Below are 18,597 nucleotides of genomic sequence, written 5' to 3' on the forward strand. Positions count from 1 at the left end.
CGCTTGCTCCACGAGAGAATGTTGATACTATGTGATCTCTTCATAGTCTGGTCGGATGAGATCCATGGATTGGCTTTTTGGCAACGCGGCCTGGGTGCGCTGTGCCCTCAACGCCTGGCCCCCGTTCTGGGGCGCCGGCATCAAGATAGAGACATTGAGTTCCGATTTTCGCTTCTGCCGGGTGACCCTCAAGTCCCGCTGGTGGAACAAGAATGCCAACCGCACCCAGTTCGGTGGCAGCATGTTCGCCATGACGGATCCCATCTATCCGCTGATGCTGATGGGTCATTTCAAGAACCGCTATTACGTCTGGGACAAGGCGGGCAGCATCAACTTCATCAAGCCTGGCAAGGGCAAGCTGGTGGCCGAGTTCACCCTGACCGACGGCAAGCTGGCGTCGATCGTGGCGGCGACCGAGGGGGGAGACAAGCACTTCCCCGAGTTCGAGGTGCTGGTGCAGGACAGCCAGGGCGAGCTGGTGGCCCAGGTGAAGCGCACCCTCTATGTCAGATCCAAGCCCCAGCACAGAGGCGGCTGAGCGCGGAAGACAGATGCAACAAGGGCCCCGTCGGGGCCCTTGTTGCATGGAGAGGGGAGGGAGATCACTCCAGCTCGCTCAGGCACATCTCTTCGTGCAGTTGCTTGCACCAGCCCTTGACGCGCTCTGCGGTCAGCTCCGGCTGGCGATCCTCGTCGATGCCCAGACCCACGAAGTGCTTGTCATCCACCAGGGCCTTGGAGGCTTCGAACTCGTAACCGGCGGTCGGCCAGTGACCTATGATGATGGCGCCCTTGGCTTCGACGATGTCACGCAGGGTGCCCATGGCGTCGAGGAAGTACTCGGCATAGTCTTCCTGATCGCCGCATCCGAAGATGGCGACCAGCTTGTTGGTGAAGTCGATCTCTTCGAGCTCGGGGAAGAAGTCGTCCCAATCGGCCTGGGCCTCGCCGTAGTACCAAGTCGGGATACCGAACATCAGCAGATCGAAGCTGTCGATGTCGGCCTTGCTGCTCTTGGCAATGTCACGGACTTCAATCAGTTGCTTGCCCAGTTCTTTCTGGATCATCTTGGCGACAGCTTCGGTATTACCGGTATCGCTGCCGAAAAACAGACCTACACTAGCCATAGTGTTTAGTTACCCGTATCTGGTGTTGATGCTTAACGGTTCAGATTGCGATGCCTGCTGCATGAGCAGACTCGATCTGTTGCTTCAGGATAGATTGGATCAGCTCGGCTCGGCTGACGTTCTGTTGCAGCGCAAGTTGGTTCAGGCGCTCCAGCAACTCGGCTTCCACCTTCAACTCGACCCGCTTCAGCCCGTTCTCCCGATCGCGCTTGAGCTGGTTGCGCTTGTTGATCTTGAGCTGGGTCTCACGGGGGAGTGGGTTGGTCTTTGGCCTGCCGGGGCGCTTCTCAGTTGCGAACAGATCCAGTGTTGTTCGATCAGTTTGCTGTTTGGCCATACATCACAGATGAAAAGTAGTTAGCCGATCCCTGAGCCTTCCCAGCCCATTTCGATCAGCCCCTTGGCGACAAAACCCGCGCAACCCAGAAACAGCACCAGCCAGACGACGAAGCGGCCAAAACGGGGCACGTTGCCGCGTTTGAGCACATCCTGAATGGCCAGGCCAATCAGCAGGAAGATGGCCACGAAGAACAGCTTCAGGCCCAGACTCTCGATGAGATCGATGTGTTCACTCAGCATGGATTGCGCGCACTCCTTAAGACGGGCGCACTATATCACAAAGGATTTGAAACTGTTAACCGCCTGTCGACAGGAAATCCACAACCAGTTTGTTGAACAAAACCGGCTTTTCCGCGTGCAGCCAGTGGCCGGTTCCGGCGATCACCCGCACCCTGGCCGCCGGGAACTGGGCCAGGGCCGTCTCACTGTATTGGGGCAACATGTAGTCCGACTCTCCTCCCTTGATGAAGAGCGTCGGCCCCTCGAAACGGCGCTCGTCATCGGGCCAGCCCATGATGTTGGCGTAGTTGCGCTCGAGGGCCGGCACGTTGAAACGCCACCCCCACCCTGACTCCCCTTTGGCGAAGGATTTGAGCAGGAACTGGCGCACCCCGGCGATCTCGATGTGCTCCGCCAGCATGGCTTCCGCCTCGCTGCGGCTTTGGGGAGCGTGCTCGAGCGTGGCGTTGAGCCCGGCGAAGACGTTCTTGTGGCGGGCGTGGGGATAGGCCACGGGGGCGATGTCGGCCACCACCAGCTGGTTGACCCGTTCCGGTGCCTGCTTGGCGAGCTGCATGGCGACCTTGCCCCCCATGGAGTGACCCACCAGGGCCACCCGATCGAGCCCAAGGTGGTCCAGCAAGGCGAGGATGTCCGCCGCCTGGGCCGGGTAGCTCATCTCATCCGAGTGAAAGGAGGCGCCGTGATTGCGCAGATCGACGCTGATGACCCTGTACTGTTCGCCGAGCGGGCGCGCCAGCAGGCCGAGGTTGTCCAGGCTGCCGAACAGGCCGTGGATCAGCACGACGGGGGCCCCCTGGCCCTGCTCCTTGAAATTCAATAATGAGTTTTGTTGCAAAATGACACCTTGTCGGTCGTGGGCTGTGTCGCCAGGTTTTTTAACACACTGAAAGAAAAGGATTTCATTCCTGATGGGGCATTTTTTTGTGGTTTTTTTCCAAAAAAAGCGCCCCGGGATCGGCTATCAGTGCGGGGGATCACACACTTGGCCCGCCATTATGCCGTATTCTCGGTGAGATTCATGCACATCTGCCAGCCCCTCCCTTGGGCTGCCGGGTCTGCCTATGTATAATCGCCGCATCCGAATTTCGACGAGTCCAGCGCATCCCTATGAAAACCATCGAGCTTGATGACGATCTCTACCTCTTTATCGCGAGCCAGACCAGGCACATCGGCGAGAGTGCGTCCGATATCCTGCGCCGTCTGCTGGAGCAACCCGGTCAGCTGACCCCGGTCGCCCCTGTCGCGGCACCGACCCAGTCTCAGTCCCAGCCGGTGGCCGATGCGCTGGGGCTGGAGGCCCTGCTGGATTCCGGCGAGCTGCAGAAGGAAGAGAAGTCCATCAACCGCTTCATGCTGGTATTGAGCACCCTCTACCGGGACAACCCGGAGGGCTTCACTCAGGCGACCGAGATCAAGGGGCGCAAGCGCGTCTATTTCTCCCGGGATCCCGAGGCGCTGCGTGCCAGTGGCAGCACCACCAAGCCCAAGCCGGTGCCGGATACCCCGTTCTGGGTGATCACCAATACCAACACCAGTCGCAAGCAGAACATGGTGGCCCAGCTGATGACCAGCATGGGTTATGACGAGGATCTGACGGCTCGGGTGTGCGGCGCCGTTTAACGCATCAACGACTCAAGGCCTTGCCGGGCAAGGCTCAGCTCAAGGAAAACGCCATGGCACAGCATTCCCACGCCGGTCAACCGGCTCGTCTCTGCGATTTGACCAACATCCCCCGTCTGGTCAGCGCCTACTACCTCAACAAGCCGGACATGAGCCGCCCCGAGCAGCGGGTCGCCTTCGGCACCTCGGGCCACCGTGGCAGCGCCCTGCACAGCGCCTTTACCGAGTCCCATATCCTGGCGGTGACCCAGGCCCTGGTGGAGTATCGCCAGCAGGCCGGCATCACGGGCCCGCTGTTCGTCGGCATGGATACCCACGCCCTTTCTGAATCCGCCTTTGCCAGCGCGGTGGAAGTGCTGGCGGCCAACGGCGTCGAGACCCGCATCCAGGCCGGCCTTGGCTTCACGCCGACCCCGGTCATCTCCCATGCCATCCTGCGCCACAACGCAGGCAAACCTGCTGCCCTGGCGGACGGCGTGGTGATCACCCCGTCCCATAACCCGCCGGAAGATGGCGGCTTCAAGTACAACCCCCCCCACGGCGGCCCCGCCGAGGGCGAGATCACCAAGTGGGTGGAGGACCGCGCCAACGCGATTCTGGAAGCGAATCTGGCCGGCGTGAAGCGCATGCCGTTCGCCGAGGCCCTGGCCAGAGAGTTTGTAGTGGAGCACGACTATGTCACCCCCTATGTGGACGATCTCGAGAACGTGCTGGACCTGGCCGCCATCAAGCAGGCCGGCATCAAGATCGGGGTGGATCCGCTCGGCGGCTCCGGCGTCGCCTACTGGGACGTGATCGCCAAGCGTTACGGCCTCGACATCGAGGTGGTCAACTACAAGGTCGACCCGACCTTCTCCTTCATGACCCTGGACAAGGACGGCAAGATCCGGATGGATTGCTCCAGCCCGTTCGCCATGGCGAGCCTGATTGCGCTCAAGGACAAGTTTGACATCGCGCTCGGCAATGACCCCGACTACGACCGTCACGGCATCGTCACCAAGGCGGGGCTGATGAACCCGAACCACTACCTGGCGGTGGCCATCCAGTACCTGTTCACCCACAGAACCGGTTGGGCCAAGGAAGCCGCCGTCGGCAAGACGCTGGTTTCTTCCTCCATGATCGACCGGGTCGCCGGCGAGATCGGTCGCACCCTCAAGGAGGTGCCGGTCGGCTTCAAGTGGTTCGTGGATGGCCTCCATAGCGGTGAGTTCGGCTTTGGCGGCGAGGAGAGCGCGGGCGCCTCCTTCCTGCGCAAGGATGGCACCGTCTGGACCACAGACAAGGATGGCTTCATCCTGGCGCTGCTGGCGGCCGAGATCCTGGCCGTCACCGGCAAGGATCCCCAGGCTCACTACGACGCCCTGGAGGCCAAGTTCGGCCGCTCCAGCTACCGTCGCATCGACGCCCCGGCCAACAGTGCACAGAAGGCGGTGCTCTCCAAGCTGGATCCGGCGCTGGTGGAGGCCTCCATGCTGGCGGGTGACCCCATCACCGCCAAGCTGACCCGCGCCCCCGGCAACGATGCCGCCATCGGCGGTTTGAAGGTCGTGACCGAGCACGGCTGGTTCGCGGCGCGCCCGTCCGGCACCGAGTCCATCTACAAGATCTACATGGAGAGCTTCAAGGGGGAGGCACACCTGGACCTCATCCAGCAGGAGGCCCAGCAGATCGTCTCCGCCGCCCTGGCAAAAGCCGGCGTCTGAGCCCGCGCCAGCCTGACGTCGTCATCAGGAAAAGAGGAGCCTTATCGGCTCCTCTTTGCTTTTCTGTCGGTCGAGCGATCAGCCGTTTCCCGGGTGTTCGGGGCAAGCCTTGCGGGCCTGCCAGCGCTTGAAGAAGGGGCGGGCCGGCAGCTTCATCAGGAAGAGGGAGAGCAGGATCACCCCGATGCCGAGCCACTGGCGGCCGTCCAGCGCCTCGCCCACCAGCAGCACGCCGAGGGAGACCGCCACCATGGGATTGGTGAGGGCCAGCATGCCCATCACCTCGGGACCGTGGCGCTTGAGCCCCCACAGCCAGGCCCAGTAGGCGAGCGCGGTGTTGAGCAGGATGAGCCAGCCAAAGGCGGGGGCACTCGCCAGTTGCGGCACAGGCATGGGGCCCGCCAGCCACCAGGCGAGCGGGATCAGCATCAGGCCGCCCAGCAGCAGTTGCCAGGCGGTGAGCGCCAGCAGATCGCTGACCGGCCAGCGCTGCATCCAGCGGCTGGACTGGCCGATGAGCACGGTGGCCAGCAGGGCGCACGCCACGCCGACGGGGTCCAGGTTGGCGGAGGGGTTGAGCAGCAGGAGCACCCCGGCGAGCCCCATCAGCCCCAGCAGCAGCCATTTCAGCGACGGCCTGACGCCATCCTGCAACCAGGCCAGCGCCATCAATACCAGCGGCAGGGTGGCGCCCAGGGTGCCCGCCACGGCGCCCGGCAGGCGGAAGGCGGCCACGAACAGCAGGGCGAAGAAGGCGGTGATGTTGCAGAACGCCAGCAGGCACTGGCGATTCCAGGTCAGCGGTGGCCAGCGGGGATGGATCAACAGCAGCAGCACGCCGGCGGGCAGGGCTCGCCACACGGCCACCCAGTAGGGGGAGTAGTCGGTCAGGTAGAGACTGACGACGGCATAGGTGCTGCCCCACAGCAGGGGGGCGAGCAGGGCGATCAGCAGCGGCATGGTTGTCTCACAAAAAAGTATCTTCAAGTAAAGATAAATTAGCCGCGAGTTGGTTTATTATCAAGTATCTTTATATAAAGATAAAAAGGGAGCCCGAATGGACAGTGATCACGTTGACCTGCTGCTGGCCCAGTGGGCGCGGCAGCGCCCGGATCTCGACTGCTCGCCCATGGGGGTGCTGGGACGGGTGGCGCGCATGGCGGCCATCGCCGGGCGCGAGGTGAGCGAGGAGCTCAAGGAGTGCGGCCTGCTCGGCTCGGATTTCGATATCCTGGCGACCCTGCGCCGGGCCGGTGAGCCGCTCACCCCGACCGCCCTCTACCAATCCGCCATGCTGAGCTCGGGGGCCATGACGGCCCGGCTCGACAAGCTGGAGCAGCGCGGCCTGATCACTCGTCAGGCGGCCCCAGATGACAGGCGCAGCCTGCTGGTCAACCTGACCGACGCGGGCCTGGCCCTGGTGGACGAGGCGGTGGAGCGGCACCTGGCCAACGAGCGCCGCCTGCTGGCCCCGCTGACGGGGGAGGAGCAGGCGCAGCTGGCGGCCCTGCTCAAGCGCTGGCTGCTGGAAAACGAATAGCAAAACGGGCCCGCGGGCCCGTTTTTGTTGGCTGTATGCCTGGCTCAGTAACCGCCGCGGGCATCCCTGACGGCAAGGCCGAGCTGCCACACCGCCATGGCGTAGTGGGTGCTGTGGTTGTAGCGGGTGATGGCGTAGAAGTTCGGCAGGCCGTACCAGTACTGGTAGCCCGTGCCCACGTCCAAGCGCAGCAGGCTCGCCTCCTGGTGGTTGCCAAGGGAGGCGATGGGGGCCAGTCCGGCACCGCGCAGGGTGGTGACCGGATAGCGGGTCTGGAAGCCGTGCTCATAGCCAGGCAGTTGCCCCTGACCACGCACCGCCACCGGTTGCCCCTTCTCCCAGCCGTGGGCCTTGAAGTAGTTGGCCACGCTGCCGATGGCATCCACCGGATCCCACAGATTGGTGTGGCCGTTGCCGTCGAAGTCCACCGCGTAGCGCTGGAAGCTGGAGGGCATGAACTGGCCGTAGCCCATGGCGCCGGCGTAGGAGCCCTTGGGTTCGGTGGGATTCATCCCCTCGTCCCGGGTCATCACCAGGAAGGCCTCCAGTTCGCTGGTGAAGAACTCGGCGCGGCGCGGGTAGTCAAACGCCAGGGTCGCCAGGGCATCCAGGATGCGGGTCTTGCCCATCACCCGGCCCCAGCGGGTCTCCACCCCTATGATGCCGACGATGATCTCGGGCGGCACGCCGTAGATCTGCTGCGCCCGGTTGAGCTCGCCCTCGTACTCGCGCCAGAAGCTGACGCCGTTTTGCACGTTGTCCGGGGTGATGAACTTGGCGCGGTAGCGGTTCCAGGCGCCGGTAGGCCCGGTGGGGGGCGTGCGGGTGGGCGCCTGGGCATCCATCAACCGGATGATCCAGTCATAGCGCTCGGCCTGGGCCAGCAGCTGGTGAAGCTCGGCGCCGTTGAAGCCGTGCTTGTCGACCATGCGCTGCACGAACCTGTCTACGTTGCTGCGGTTGGAAAAATCCCCCTTGCTGACGCCAAGACCGCCCCCGCTCTGGTAGACCGGCTTGGCGGGAGGCGCCTGGTTGATGAAGGCGCTGTTGGGCTGGGGTTTGACCACGGGCTTGGGCGCCGGCGTGCTGCTGCAGCCATAGAGCAGGGGAAACAGGGAGAGGACACAGACAAGGCGACGCATAGGGTTCTCGTGAGCCTGAAAAAGAGTGCCGTCATGGTAAAACATTGACGTCCATGCGCAAGTGTTCCGTACCGGGCCGGCTCCCCGCGACACCCGTCAGCGCAGGGTGTGATAACCGCTCCAGACCCGGGTCAGGGTGGTGATGGCGCAGAGCAGGGCGAAGCCGTAGGCCAGGGGAACGAAGGCGGCGGGCCAGAGGCACATCAGCACGAAGAGCGCTATGGTCTCGCTCCCTTCGGTGAGGCCGCCCAGATAATAGAGGGACTTGTGGTGGTAGACCGGATTGTCGATGCCCCGCTTGCCCGCCATGACGGCAAACGCCAGAAAACTCGAGCCCGTGCCCATGAAGGCGAACAGCAGGGTGGCGGCGGGCAGCGCGTTGGCGGGGTCGGCGAGGGCGAAGCCCAGCACCACGGCGGCATAGAAAATGAAGTCGAGGGTGATGTCGAGGAAGCCGCCGCAGTCGGTGATCCCGGTTTCTCGCGCCACGGCGCCGTCCAGCCCGTCCAGCAGCCGGTTGCAGAGGATGGCGGCGAGCGCCCAGCCATGAGCCCCCAGGGCCAGCAGCGGCAACGCCAGCATGCCGATGGCAAAGCCGGCGAGGCTTATCTGGTTGGCGCTGATCCCGGCCCGGCACAGGGGCCGCGCCAGGGTGGCGAGGGGGCGGCGGACAAGGGGGATCAGGTGGCGGTCAAACAAGGTCGCTCTCCTCTTCATCGGTGGCGGGTGGGATCAGATGCAGTATGGCGCCCGGCGCATCCTCCTCGTCGTGGGTCACCAGAATGGCGGGGATGCCCAGCGCCTTTATGCGGGCGAACACCAGGGTGCGAAACGCCGAGCGCAGCGGCTTGTCGAGGCGCGAGAAGGGCTCGTCCAGCAGCAGGGCGCGGGGCTCGGCGAGCAGGGCCCGCAGCAGGCCGACCCGCGCCTTCTGGCCGCCGGAGAGCTGGTCTGGCCGCTTGTCCCCCTGACTCGCCAGGCCCACCTCGGTCAAGGCCGCCAGCGCCTTCTCCCTTCTGGCCGCCGCACCCCTGATGCTGGCCGGCATGCCGAACATCAGGTTCTCGGCCACCGTCAGGTGGGCAAACAGCAGATCATCCTGGAACAGGATGCCGATCTGCCGTTCCTGGGGGGGCAGGGAGGTGAGCTGGCGCCCATCTAGGCGAAGCTCTCCCTCCAGCCGGAACCGGCCTCTTCCCCTCACGCCGGGCAGTACCCCGGCCAGGGCCGCCAGCAATGAGCTCTTGCCGCAGCCGCTCGGGCCCATCAGGGTCAGCACTTCGCCTGGGGCCACCGCCAGGGGGGGCAGAGTCAGCAGGGGGCGCTCGTCCAGAGAGAGGCAAAGCGGGGTGGTGTGGAGCATGTTCAGGGCCTCAAGGCGGGGTTGATGCGGCGCGGCAGCCAGAGTACCAGACCGTAGATGAAAAGCGGCAGCAGCAGTTGCAACAAGCCGTAGAGCCCCGCCAGCCGTCGGTTGAGGCCGCTGCCGATGGCCACCGCCTCCGTGGTGATGGTGACCACCCTGCCCGCGCCAAACAGCAGGGTGGGCAGGTATTGGGCCAGGCTCACCGCGGCGCCGACGCCGAAGGCGAACAGCAGGGGGCGGGCCAGCAGGGGGCCCTTCACCCGCCACCAGGCTCGCCAGGGGCCGGCGCCCAGGCTGAGGGCCACCCGGGTGAGGCGATCGTCGAACTGGCGATAGGGGCCGTGCAGGCAGAGATAGACGTAGGGAAACACGAACACCAGCTGGCTCCAGAGCACCCAGCCCGGGCCTATGCCGCTGAGCCCGAGGCCGTCTATCTGCAGGCGCAGCCCGAACAGCAGGCTGGCCTGGGGCAGCAGCAGGGGCAGGCAGACGAGCCAGAGGGACCAGGAGGCTCCCCGGGGGCCGCGCCCCGGCTGCGCCTCCAGGCAGAGCACCGCCAGCAGGAGCGACAGGGCGGCGCAGAGCAGGGCCAGCCACAGGCTCTGCCACAGCAGGGGGCCCAGGGTGGGCAGCAGCGCCAGCCAGTGGCGGTCGCTCCATTCGCTCGGCCAGAGGGCGGGGAAGGACCAGCGCCTGGCCAGGGACCAGAGCAGCAGGGAGGCGAGCACCAGCAGGTTGATGGCGAGCAGGGCCCAGACCCCGGCCCGGGTGAACCGCTCTGGCCAGGGGGAGGGCAAGGCGCGCCTGCCGTCCAGCCAGCGGACCTTGCCGAGGTTCACGTGACCCCACTCCAGCAGCCGCAGGGCGGCAAGCAGCAGCAGGTTGAGCGCGAGCAGCAGCAGGGCGCCGCTGCTGCTCGCGCCGCGCCAGCGCAGATCCGCGTCCTGATACCAGAGCCAGAGGCGCACCGCCAGGGGGGGCGGGGCATCGGGGCCCAGCAGCAGGGCGAGATCCACCACCGCCAGGCCATAGGCGGCGACCGCATAGAGGGGCAGGCGCAGGGCGGGCCAGAGCGCCGGCAGCAGCAGGCGCCACCACAGCTGGGGCCCGCTGAACCCGAGGCTCTCCCCCAGCCACTGCTGGCGCGCCACCCTGGCGGGATCCTGCGCCGCCAGGGCCATCAGCAGCAGGAACGGCGTCTCCTTGAGGATGAGCGCCACAATGAGGCCGAGCCCCCAGGGATCTCTCAGGGTCTGCCAGTCCGGCGGAAGGTCGCCGACGCCGAGCAGCGGGGCGAAGAGGCGCAGCAGCCAGCCGGAGGGGGCGAGCAGGAAGGCAAAGCCGATGGCGAAGGCGACGTGGGGCAGGGCCAGCAGGGGGGAGAGCAGACGGTGCAGCCAGCGCATCCAGGGGCGCCCGCTGCCCAGGGCGAGCAGCAGGGCGGTGAACGCCAGGGCCCCCAGGGTGGAGGCCCCCGCCACCCAGAGGCTCAGGCCCGCGGAGCGCCAGAGCCCCGGCTGGGCGAGCAGCAGGCCGAGATTGGCCGAAGCGATGCCCTCCCGCGCCAGCAGCAGCAGGCCGCCGGCGAGCGGTGCGCCCAGCAGGCAGGCGCACGTCAGCAGGACGAGGAGACGTGCCTTGGCCTGCATGGATCAGTGGCCGTAGCGCTCGGCCCAGGCCGCTTCCAGCCTGAGCTGCCAGCTGGGGTGGGGCTCGGGCTTGGCCTTGAAGCGCAGGGCTGGCCGGCTCGCCCCCGGCAGGGCCTCCTGGCGCAGCACGCTGGGATCGCCCCAGAAGGCGGGATCGGCCTTGCGGGCCTGGGCCGCCGGGCTCAGCAGGAAGTTGGCCGCCACCTTGGCTCCGGCCCGGGCGCTGGCATTGAAGGGAATGGCGAGGAAATGGCTGTTGGTGAGCGCCCCCTTGCTCATGGCCACCGCCCTCACCGAGGGAGGCAGGGTGCCGTTCTGCACCGCGCTTTGGGCCTCTCCCGGATTGAAGCTGATGGCCATGGCGAGCTCGCCGTCGTCCAGCAGCTGTCTGGTCTCGGCGGCGCCGGTGGGAAACAGCTTGCCCTTGCGCCAGAGTGCGGGGTGCAGTTGTTCCAGCCAGGCCCAGAGCGGGGCTGTCACCTTGGCAAACTCGGCATCGGTGGCCTCCCGATAGAGGGGGGCGGGATCCGGGGTCAGTTCCAGCAGGATCTGCTTGAGGAAGCTGGAGCCGTGAAACTGGGGCGGCTTGGGATAGGTGAAGCGGCCGGGGTGTGCCTGGACCCAGGCGAGCAGCGCCGCTGCGGAGGCGGGCGGGGTCTCGACCTGGTCGCCGTCCACCATGAGGTTGAGCTGGCCTATGCCCCAGGGGGCCTCCAGCCCTTCCACCGGCACGGTGAAGTCCTCGCTCACCGGCAGGGTGCCGTCCACCAGCGCCATGTTCGGCAGCTCCCGGGTAAAGGGCGCGCCGAGCAGCCCCTGCTCCTTGAGCGCCTTGAAGTTCTCGCCGTTGACCCAGAGCAGGTCGATGGGGCCGCCGTCTCGCTTGCCGGCCTGTTTGGCGGCCAGCAGCTGGCTGACGCTCTGGGCGATGTCATCCACCTTCACCTGCACCAGCCTGACCCCGTACTGCCGCTCGAGCTCCTGCCCCGCCCACACCAGGTAGGCGTTGATCTCCGGGCTGCCGCCCCAGGCGTTGAAATAGACGGTCTGGCCCTTCGCCTCGGCGAGGGTCTGCTGCCACGGCGTCTCGGCGGCGTGGGGCTGGGCCGCCAGCAGCAGGGGAGCGGCGGCGAACAGGGAACGGAGCAGGGCGCGAAGCCGGGTCTTGATCATGGTGTTCATCTCGTGAAGGGTCAGGCGCCACGGCGCCAACCGTGGTAACGGGCCAGCAGCGCCAGCAGGCGTCCGGGCTGGCGGGCGCGGCGCCAGGCGCCGGCCACGTACTTGTTCCCCTCCGTCAGGGTGGGATAGGGGTGGACGGTGGCGAGGATCTTGCCAAGGCCGAGCCGGTGGCGCATGGCGAGCACGAACTCGGCGATCCGCTCCCCGGCGTGAGCGCCCACCAGGGTCGCTCCCAGGATCTGATCCTTGCCGGGGGCGGTGAGCACCTCGATAAAGCCGCCGGTTTCCCCGTCGGCGATGGCGCGATCCAGCTCGGCCATCTCGAAGCGGGTCACCTCGAAGGGGATGCCCCGGGCCCCGGCCTCTCTCTGGTTGAGGCCGACCCGGGCGATTTCCGGGCTGGTGTAGATGGCGGCCGGGATCACCCGGTAGTCCGCGCGAAAGCGCTTGAAGGGGCCGAAGAGCGCGTTGACGGCGGCATACCAGCCCTGGTGGGCGGCGAAGTGGGTGAGCTGGTAGGGGCCCGCGACGTCCCCCACCGCCAGTATGCTGGGGTAGTTGGTGGCGAGGAAGCCGTCGACCTTGAGGGTACCGCGCGGGGCGAGTTCCACCCCCAGCTCCTCGAGGCCGAAGCCGCTCACGTTGGCCACCCGGCCCAGCGCCAGCAGCAGCTGATCCCCCTCGATGGCCCGGGTCTCGTCGCCCCGGCGCAGGTGCAGCCGGATGGGCAGGTCTTCCTCCGCCGGCCTGGCATCGACCCGCTCGGTGCGCCAGCCGGTGAGCACTTGTATGCCGTCGCGGGCAAGCTGCGCCGCCAGCGCCTCGGCCACGTCGCGCTCCTCCCGGGGCAGCAGCTGATCGGCCAGCTCCACCAGGGTGACCGGGATGCCGAGCAGGGCCAGGCTCTGGGCCAGTTCGCAGCCGATGGGGCCGCCGCCGAGCACCAGCAGGTGGCGGGGGGGCTCGCGCAGCTGCCAGAGGGTGTCGGAGGTGAGGTAGGGCACGTCACCGAGCCCCGGCAGCTCGGGCACCAGGGGCCTTGCTCCGGTGGCGATCACCAGGTGGCGGCTCGACAGGCGCCTGCCGTTCACCTCCACCTCCCAGGGGGAGACGAGGCGGGCCAGCCCCTGGATGCATTCCACCCCCAGGGCCTGATAGCGCTCGATGGAGTCGTGGGGCTCGACCTCCCTGATCACCGCGGCCACTCGCTCCATCACGGCGGCGAAGTCGGCGCGGGAAGTGCCCTGGCTGAATCCGAGCTCCCCGGCCCTGCGCTGCTCGGCCGCGAAGCGGGCGCTTCGGATCAGCGCCTTGGAGGGGACGCAGCCGGTGTTGAGGCAATCCCCCCCCATCCTGTGCTGCTCGATGAGCGCCACCCTGGCCTTCATCGCCGCGGCAAGATAGCTGGTGACCAGCCCCCCGGCCCCGGCGCCGATCACCAGGAGGTTGTAGTCAAAGCGCGCGGGTTTGCGATAGGGGGCGTGCAGGCGGCGCAGGGCGAGACGGCGCTGCAGCCAGCGCATCAGCCAGGGCATCAGGCCGAGCAGGGTCAGGGCCGCCACCAGCCCGGGGGAGAGAATGTTGCCGGTGCTGGTGAGGGTGGCGAGCTCGCTGCCCGCCAGCACGTAGACGAAGGTGCCCGGCAGCATGCCGAGCTGGCTGACCCAGTAGTAAGTGCTGACCCGGATGGGGGTGAGCCCCATCACCAGGTTGACCAGGAAGAAGGGGAAGAGGGGGATGAGGCGCAGGCTCAGCAGGTAGAAGGCGCCATCTTTCGCCATGCCGGCCTGAACGCTGGCGAGCTTGTCGCCAAAGCGCCCGGCTACCCAGTCCCGCAGCAGGAAGCGGGCGCTGAGAAAGGCCAGGGTGGCCCCCAGGGTGCTGGCAAAGGAGACCAGCAAGAGTCCCCACGGGATGCCGAAGACGGCGCTGCCCGCCAGGGTCAGCAGGCTGGCACCGGGCAGGGAGAGAGCGGTGGTGATCACGTAGATCAGCATGAAGGCGAGGGCTGCCGCGGCGAAGTGCGCCTGCACCCAGGCCGAGACCTGGGCCTGCCGCGCCTGCAGTTGGGCGAGGCTTAAGTAGCCGTCGAGATCCAGGGCGAAGAAGGCGCCGACAAGGGTGCCCATCACCAGCAGCAGAAGGAGGCGTGCCCTGGTCATTGGCGATCCCGTTTGGCGGGGCGCTCGGGCTGCACCGGCAGCTGGCAGAACCCCTGGGGCGGGATGTCGAGGGCGGCGTTGAACTTGGCGGACATGTTCTGGAAGGCGATGAGGCCGGTGAGCTCCACCAGGGCGTCGTCATCGAACCAGGGCTTGAGGCGGGCGACCTGCTCGTTACTCACCCCGTCGAGGCCGGTCATGGCCTCGGCGTAATCGAGCACGGCCCGCTCCCGCGCGTCGAACAGGGGGCTGGTGCGCCATTGGGCGAGCGCCTCCACCTTGTCGCTCGACCCCGCCCGCTGGATCAGGGTCATGGCGTTGATGTCGACGCAGAAGCGGCACCAGTTGAGCTGGGAGACCCGCACCGTCACCAGGGAGCGCAGCACGGGATCGACGGGGGAGCGCCTGCGGTTGATGACGCCGTAGAGGGTGGCGACGGCGGCGAACAGGCGCGGAGAGCGGCCCCAGCACTTGCCGGGGATCAGCACCTGGCCGTAGTTACGTTGCTGCAGCCAGAAGAAGGGGCGGATGAACCAGGCGTAGGCCCGATCCGGTTTGACCTCAATGCGCATGTTGTTCCTCGTCGAGTTTCTGCATCTTGGGCTTGTAGGCGCCCCCCAGCCGTTCGTTCAGCCGGTTCAGGAAGTCCAGGATCCGCGCCCGGTTGACCCCCAGATCGCTGCGCCCTTGGCGGGAGGCGGAGCGCATGTCGATCCGGGTCTCTTTCGGCCCGGCGAAGACCCGCAGCGCCACGTCATCCTGAAAGCCGAACCAGCCGGTGGTGACGACCGCCTCGAGGCCATTCGGGCTCGGGTGCACCCGCCAGCCCAGCTCCGTCATCAGCTCGTCCGCTTCGGCGAGCACCTCGGCGGGGGAGGCGTAGGTATAGAGAGGACCGGGGTTGCCGGGAAATACTTGCAGGGGCGGAGTGTTGACGGGGAGATCCTCTGCCGTTCTCAACTGCTCGGCCCACTGGAGGCGGGGCGGATGATGGGGATCCGTGCTGACGTCGTTGGTGAGCGGCGAGCGCAGCGCCTGGACGAGGAACAGCAGGGGCAGCACCAGGGGGGCTATGCCCCAGATGTCGGGCCACAGGGTGGGGGCGTTGCGATAGCGCCAGGGCAGGCGCAGCAGGAGCCAGAGGCCGATCAGGGCGCTCACGATGCAGAGGGCGAAACCGAGCCACCAGGGCCAGAGGTGGGCGCGGCTGCCGAGGGCGCCCCCCAGGGGCAGCAGCCAGGCCAGCAGGGGCCACCACAAAGAGCTGTGCATAAGACGGATCCACTGGTCAGGATGGAACTATGCCCAGAAGGATAAACTTAATTGCCTGATAACGTTAGTAAATTATCGTTGCGTCTTTGGGCTTCAGGGGCCGGGAACCTGGGGCCGACCCCGGGCAGCAGCCCTCAGCTGCGATAGAGCACCTTGATGAGATGGAAGCCGAACTTGGTGCGCACCGGCCCCAGCACGGTCAGCAGCTCCCCCTTGAACACGGCATCGTCGAAGGCCTTGACCATGTCCCCCTTGGAGAACTCCCCCAGGTCGCCGCCGCGCTTGCCGGAGGGGCAGGTGGAGAAGCGCCTGGCCATCTGGCCGAAGTCGGCGCTCTTGGCGAGCTTCTCCTTGATCTCGAGGCACTGTTTCTCGGTCTTGACCAGGATGTGCTGGGCACAGGCTTTTTTCATCGGGGCGCTCCTCGGTGGCGGTAAAGGGGCGCAAGATTACTCCAATTGCGCCCCTGCGTCAGCCCCTTGCGGGCGCAGCCTGATGGCGCGTTCTCGTGGCCGTCGGCAGATGGCTGGCAGGCTCAGCCGCGGGGATGGGTTGCCAGGCGGACCCTGGGGCGTGACTGCCAGAGGATCTCCAGCCCCAGCAGGGCGTAGAGGCACCAGATGGCCAGGGGATTGAGCCAGTCGCCGCCCAGCTGCAGGGTCAGCAGGGCGCCGCCGACCAGCAGCAGCACGATCCCGGGCAGGCGCCAGTGGGCCGGCAGCGGGGCCAGCAGGGCCATGCCCAGCAGCAGGGCGAGGCCGAAGGGCAGGTTGAGGGCGGTGAAGGCCAGGGCCTGCTGGCCGTTCATCCCGGTCAGCAGGGCCAGCAAGGCGCTGCAGCAGGCCAGGAAGGTGATGAATTCGAGCCGGTCGGCGATGTAGTCAGCCAGTTGTTCGCTGCGTAAGGTCATGGAAGCTCTCCTGCGATGAATGGAGTCAGTGTGAGGCAGGCGGGAGATCAGTGGCAGCGGGATAAATCGATTGAATTGAACGAAGCTTTAGTGCTTCCTATCAAGTTATTGATTTAAACTTATTTTCTGGTGCAATCGCCGGCAGGAAGGCGGCGGAGCCAGACGATGACGTCAAGTCGGCCGGGTCGTCCCCCCTCGCAAAGTCCGGTGTGATTCGACAGGAACTGTCGCTCGGAGGGAGGCAGCGAACAGGAGACGGCACTGAGTGCGGGCAGGCGGCGGACGTTTGAAGAGACGGTTTTTTGTACGACCCTCGCCGAGAGAGTGCGCAGTCTGGTCGCTCTGGCAGGGAGGCGAGCCCGATGGCCGTCGTTCGGGTCGCGGCCCGGGGGCGGGCATCATGGTCAGAACTGGGCCCGATCGGGGGATCTCGCGACGGGGATTGTGCTAGGATGGGCGGCATTTGGCCGGGGTGAGTCCCGGTATCGTTCTGAATAGAACAATTTTTCAATCATGTTATTCGGGGAAATTGACGTTTGACAGGATGCTATCCTACTTTTCCAGCCGGGAGCACTTCATCCGGGCGATCCCGTCGCCCCGGGCCCGGCACCTTGCTGCTGCTCCTCGCCCTCTGGTTGCTGGCCACCCCCGCCATGGCGGCCAAGCTGACCTATCAGATCAAGGGGGTCAAGGGGGAGCAGAAGGATAACGTCGAGGCCTATCTCAATGCCCTGCCGGTCTATCAGGAGCGCCAGTACCGCCCCGCCCGCGCCAAGATCACCGAGAGCGTGCAGAAGGCCCTGCAGGTCTACGGCTACTACCAGCCGAAGATCACCCTCACCCGCGACAAGAAATCTCCGGCCAGGGTCGTCATCGAGATCGAGCGGGGAGAGCCCGTGATCATCTCGCGTCTCGACATCCTGCTGGAGGGGGATGCGGGCAGCGACGAGGTCTACAGCGAGCTGCTGGACAAGCTGCCCCTGAAGGAGGGGGATCCCCTCAACCACGGCAAGTACGAATCCATCAAGGCGGATCTCGGCAGCCTGGGGCTGGCGCGGGGCTACTTCGACGCCAAGATCAGCAAGAGCCAGGTCAAGGTCTTCCCGGATCAGGGCAAGGCGGAGATCTACATCCTGTTTCGCTCCGGCCCCCGCTATCACTTCGGCGAGATCCGCTACGACGCGACGCCGGAGGCGCTGCGCCTCATCCGGCCGCTCATCAACATCCAGACTGGCGACCCCTATCTGGCGATCCGGCTGGCCGAGATGTCCCAGGACGTCTCCTCCACCAAGCTGTTCAAGCAGGTGGACATCAAGCCCCTGATCAGCCAGGCCGAGGACAACCGGGTGCCGGTGCAGGTGACCCTCTCCAACCGGGTCGACCACGAGATAGAGACGGGTATCGGCTATGCCACCGACGTGGGGCCGCGCCTGAGCGCCACCTGGGAGAAGCCCTGGGTCAACCGCTACGGTCACAGCCTCTCCAGCACCGCCAAGATCTCGGCCCCTGAGGCAGAGCTGAGCTTCGACTACCAGATCCCGGTCGGCAACCCGCTGCGGGACTACTACTCCCTGCAGGCCGGCTACCAGTACACCGACAACAACGACACCCGTTCCGATCTGGCCACCTTCGGCGTGCACCGCTGGAAGCGGCGACCCGAGAGCTGGGACAGGGATGTCTTCGTGCGGCTGGAGAACGAGCGCTATGTGCAGGGCAACGACGAGGGGAACAGCCTGCTGCTGATCCCCGGGGTCTCCTGGTCGCGGCTGCGGGTGCGCGGCGGCCTGGTGCCGGACTGGGGGGATCGCCAGCAGCTGACGATGGAATTCTCCAGTCCCTACTGGGGCTCCGACATCAACTTCATGCGGGTGTGGGGACGCAGCAAGTGGCTGCGCACCCTGGGGGAGGATCACCGCTTCCTGATGCGGGTTGAGCAGGGGGCCATCGTCGGGGATGACTTCTCCCTAGTGCCCCCTTCCCTGCGTTTCTTCACCGGCGGCGATCAGACCATCCGCGGCTACGGCTATGAGACCGTCTCGCCGAGGGACGAGGAGGGCAAGCTCACCGGGGGCCGTTACACCAGCGTGGGCAGCCTGGAATACAACTACCGCTTCAGCGACAAGTGGCTCGGCGCCCTGTTCGTGGATGGCGGTACCGCCACCGTCGACTACAGCGAGGCCTGGAAGATAGGCACCGGGGTCGGGGTGCGCTGGGTGACCCCCATCGGTCAGGTCAGGCTGGACTTGGCGGTGGGCATCTCCGAAGAAGACAAGCCGCTGCGGCTGCATTTCGCGCTGGGGCCAGAGCTATGATCCGGTCTGAACGCCTTCGTCCTCTTCGCT

The 18,597-nt window shown here is 66.2% G+C and carries 20 protein-coding genes; 5 read left to right on the plus strand and 15 right to left on the minus strand.

The window, feature by feature from the left end:
• Nucleotides 1-64 precede the first annotated feature (64 nt).
• On the plus strand, nt 65-538 hold the full coding sequence (locus tag BN1132_RS10360) for a DUF4442 domain-containing protein (RefSeq protein WP_042077334.1): 474 nt from the start codon (nt 65-67) through the stop codon (nt 536-538).
• A 64-nt stretch (nt 539-602) separates the two neighbouring features.
• On the opposite strand, the gene fldA is transcribed toward BN1132_RS10360, so the two are convergent.
• From fldA to BN1132_RS10380, 4 genes are read right to left on the minus strand one after another with little or no spacing between them, the layout of a single operon-like run.
• Nucleotides 603-1,127, minus strand: a complete 525-nt coding sequence (gene fldA / locus BN1132_RS10365; RefSeq protein ID WP_042077336.1) for a flavodoxin FldA — start codon at nt 1,125-1,127, stop codon at nt 603-605.
• 40 nt (nt 1,128-1,167) lie between these two features.
• Complete coding sequence (gene ybfE / locus BN1132_RS10370; RefSeq protein WP_005325670.1) at nt 1,168-1,464, minus strand: LexA regulated protein; 297 nt, start codon at nt 1,462-1,464, stop codon at nt 1,168-1,170.
• 20 nt (nt 1,465-1,484) lie between these two features.
• Complete coding sequence (locus BN1132_RS10375; RefSeq protein ID WP_042077338.1) at nt 1,485-1,706, minus strand: DUF2788 domain-containing protein; 222 nt, start codon at nt 1,704-1,706, stop codon at nt 1,485-1,487.
• 55 nt (nt 1,707-1,761) lie between these two features.
• The gene (locus tag BN1132_RS10380) at nt 1,762-2,526 is read right to left on the minus strand and encodes an alpha/beta fold hydrolase (protein WP_042077340.1); all 765 of its coding nucleotides are present in this window, start codon (nt 2,524-2,526) and stop codon (nt 1,762-1,764) included.
• A 290-nt stretch (nt 2,527-2,816) separates the two neighbouring features.
• Here BN1132_RS10380 and seqA point away from each other — a divergent pair, with 290 nt between their 5' ends.
• Nucleotides 2,817-3,329 carry a replication initiation negative regulator SeqA gene (seqA, locus tag BN1132_RS10385; protein WP_042077342.1) on the plus strand — a complete coding sequence of 171 codons (513 nt, stop codon included), beginning with the start codon at nt 2,817-2,819 and terminating at the stop codon, nt 3,327-3,329.
• Nucleotides 3,330-3,382: 53 nt separating this feature from the next.
• Nucleotides 3,383-5,032, plus strand: a complete 1,650-nt coding sequence (gene pgm / locus BN1132_RS10390) for a phosphoglucomutase (alpha-D-glucose-1,6-bisphosphate-dependent) (RefSeq protein WP_042077343.1) — start codon at nt 3,383-3,385, stop codon at nt 5,030-5,032.
• A 78-nt stretch (nt 5,033-5,110) separates the two neighbouring features.
• Here the strand turns inward: pgm and BN1132_RS10395 are convergent, their stop codons facing one another.
• Complete coding sequence (locus BN1132_RS10395) at nt 5,111-5,992, minus strand: DMT family transporter (RefSeq protein ID WP_042077344.1); 882 nt, start codon at nt 5,990-5,992, stop codon at nt 5,111-5,113.
• Between the two features lie 97 nt (nt 5,993-6,089).
• Between BN1132_RS10395 and BN1132_RS10400 the strand changes: the two genes are divergently transcribed.
• A complete protein-coding gene (locus tag BN1132_RS10400; RefSeq protein ID WP_042077345.1) occupies nt 6,090-6,572 on the plus strand; it encodes a MarR family winged helix-turn-helix transcriptional regulator in 483 nt (160 codons plus the stop codon).
• A gap of 44 nt (nt 6,573-6,616) precedes the next feature.
• On the opposite strand, the gene mltB is transcribed toward BN1132_RS10400, so the two are convergent.
• From mltB to BN1132_RS10450, 10 genes are all read right to left on the minus strand, one after another.
• Nucleotides 6,617-7,714: a lytic murein transglycosylase B gene (gene mltB / locus BN1132_RS10405; RefSeq protein WP_042077346.1), complete on the minus strand. Its 1,098-nt coding sequence runs from the start codon at nt 7,712-7,714 to the stop codon at nt 6,617-6,619.
• 96 nt (nt 7,715-7,810) lie between these two features.
• Nucleotides 7,811-8,413: a CDP-alcohol phosphatidyltransferase family protein gene (locus tag BN1132_RS10410; protein WP_042077347.1), complete on the minus strand. Its 603-nt coding sequence runs from the start codon at nt 8,411-8,413 to the stop codon at nt 7,811-7,813.
• Complete coding sequence (locus tag BN1132_RS10415) at nt 8,406-9,077, minus strand: ATP-binding cassette domain-containing protein (protein WP_042077349.1); 672 nt, start codon at nt 9,075-9,077, stop codon at nt 8,406-8,408. The genes BN1132_RS10410 and BN1132_RS10415 overlap by 8 nt, the downstream gene beginning before the upstream one ends.
• A 2-nt stretch (nt 9,078-9,079) precedes the next feature.
• Nucleotides 9,080-10,729, minus strand: coding sequence for an ABC transporter permease (locus BN1132_RS10420; RefSeq protein ID WP_042077352.1), 1,650 nt, complete (start codon nt 10,727-10,729; stop codon nt 9,080-9,082).
• 3 nt (nt 10,730-10,732) lie between these two features.
• Nucleotides 10,733-11,902, minus strand: a complete 1,170-nt coding sequence (locus tag BN1132_RS10425; protein WP_042077354.1) for an ABC transporter substrate-binding protein — start codon at nt 11,900-11,902, stop codon at nt 10,733-10,735.
• Nucleotides 11,903-11,922: 20 nt separating this feature from the next.
• Complete coding sequence (locus BN1132_RS10430; RefSeq protein WP_042077355.1) at nt 11,923-14,073, minus strand: FAD-dependent oxidoreductase; 2,151 nt, start codon at nt 14,071-14,073, stop codon at nt 11,923-11,925.
• A complete protein-coding gene (locus BN1132_RS10435) occupies nt 14,070-14,645 on the minus strand; it encodes a carboxymuconolactone decarboxylase family protein (protein ID WP_042077357.1) in 576 nt (191 codons plus the stop codon). Before BN1132_RS10435 ends, BN1132_RS10430 begins: the two co-directional genes overlap by 4 nt.
• The gene (locus BN1132_RS10440) at nt 14,635-15,345 is read right to left on the minus strand and encodes a DUF1499 domain-containing protein (protein ID WP_042077358.1); all 711 of its coding nucleotides are present in this window, start codon (nt 15,343-15,345) and stop codon (nt 14,635-14,637) included. The genes BN1132_RS10435 and BN1132_RS10440 overlap by 11 nt, the downstream gene beginning before the upstream one ends.
• Before the next feature lie 134 nt (nt 15,346-15,479).
• Nucleotides 15,480-15,758 (minus strand): peptidylprolyl isomerase, encoded by a 279-nt coding sequence (locus tag BN1132_RS10445; protein ID WP_042077359.1) that lies wholly within the window; start codon nt 15,756-15,758, stop codon nt 15,480-15,482.
• A gap of 122 nt (nt 15,759-15,880) precedes the next feature.
• On the minus strand, nt 15,881-16,255 hold the full coding sequence (locus BN1132_RS10450; RefSeq protein ID WP_042077360.1) for a hypothetical protein: 375 nt from the start codon (nt 16,253-16,255) through the stop codon (nt 15,881-15,883).
• A 536-nt stretch (nt 16,256-16,791) separates the two neighbouring features.
• Here BN1132_RS10450 and tamA point away from each other — a divergent pair.
• A complete protein-coding gene (gene tamA, locus BN1132_RS10455) occupies nt 16,792-18,567 on the plus strand; it encodes an autotransporter assembly complex protein TamA (protein WP_042077361.1) in 1,776 nt (591 codons plus the stop codon).
• Nucleotides 18,568-18,597 lie beyond the last annotated feature (30 nt).

It is taken from the genome of Aeromonas sanarellii, from assembly GCF_000820085.1.
Classification (GTDB): domain Bacteria; phylum Pseudomonadota; class Gammaproteobacteria; order Enterobacterales; family Aeromonadaceae; genus Aeromonas; species Aeromonas sanarellii.

Coding starts and splice junctions, on each gene's coding strand:
- BN1132_RS10360 (WP_042077334.1), top strand. CDS start 65: ATGGATTGGCTTTTTGGCAACGCGGCCTGGGTGCGCTGTGCCCTCAAC.
- fldA (WP_042077336.1), bottom strand. CDS start 1,127: ATGGCTAGTGTAGGTCTGTTTTTCGGCAGCGATACCGGTAATACCGAA.
- ybfE (WP_005325670.1), bottom strand. CDS start 1,464: ATGGCCAAACAGCAAACTGATCGAACAACACTGGATCTGTTCGCAACT.
- BN1132_RS10375 (WP_042077338.1), bottom strand. CDS start 1,706: ATGCTGAGTGAACACATCGATCTCATCGAGAGTCTGGGCCTGAAGCTG.
- seqA (WP_042077342.1), top strand. CDS start 2,817: ATGAAAACCATCGAGCTTGATGACGATCTCTACCTCTTTATCGCGAGC.
- pgm (WP_042077343.1), top strand. CDS start 3,383: ATGGCACAGCATTCCCACGCCGGTCAACCGGCTCGTCTCTGCGATTTG.
- BN1132_RS10395 (WP_042077344.1), bottom strand. CDS start 5,992: ATGCCGCTGCTGATCGCCCTGCTCGCCCCCCTGCTGTGGGGCAGCACC.
- BN1132_RS10400 (WP_042077345.1), top strand. CDS start 6,090: ATGGACAGTGATCACGTTGACCTGCTGCTGGCCCAGTGGGCGCGGCAG.
- mltB (WP_042077346.1), bottom strand. CDS start 7,714: ATGCGTCGCCTTGTCTGTGTCCTCTCCCTGTTTCCCCTGCTCTATGGC.
- BN1132_RS10415 (WP_042077349.1), bottom strand. CDS start 9,077: ATGCTCCACACCACCCCGCTTTGCCTCTCTCTGGACGAGCGCCCCCTG.
- BN1132_RS10420 (WP_042077352.1), bottom strand. CDS start 10,729: ATGCAGGCCAAGGCACGTCTCCTCGTCCTGCTGACGTGCGCCTGCCTG.
- BN1132_RS10425 (WP_042077354.1), bottom strand. CDS start 11,902: ATGATCAAGACCCGGCTTCGCGCCCTGCTCCGTTCCCTGTTCGCCGCC.
- BN1132_RS10430 (WP_042077355.1), bottom strand. CDS start 14,073: ATGACCAGGGCACGCCTCCTTCTGCTGCTGGTGATGGGCACCCTTGTC.
- BN1132_RS10435 (WP_042077357.1), bottom strand. CDS start 14,645: ATGCGCATTGAGGTCAAACCGGATCGGGCCTACGCCTGGTTCATCCGC.
- BN1132_RS10440 (WP_042077358.1), bottom strand. CDS start 15,345: ATGCACAGCTCTTTGTGGTGGCCCCTGCTGGCCTGGCTGCTGCCCCTG.
- BN1132_RS10445 (WP_042077359.1), bottom strand. CDS start 15,758: ATGAAAAAAGCCTGTGCCCAGCACATCCTGGTCAAGACCGAGAAACAG.
- BN1132_RS10450 (WP_042077360.1), bottom strand. CDS start 16,255: ATGACCTTACGCAGCGAACAACTGGCTGACTACATCGCCGACCGGCTC.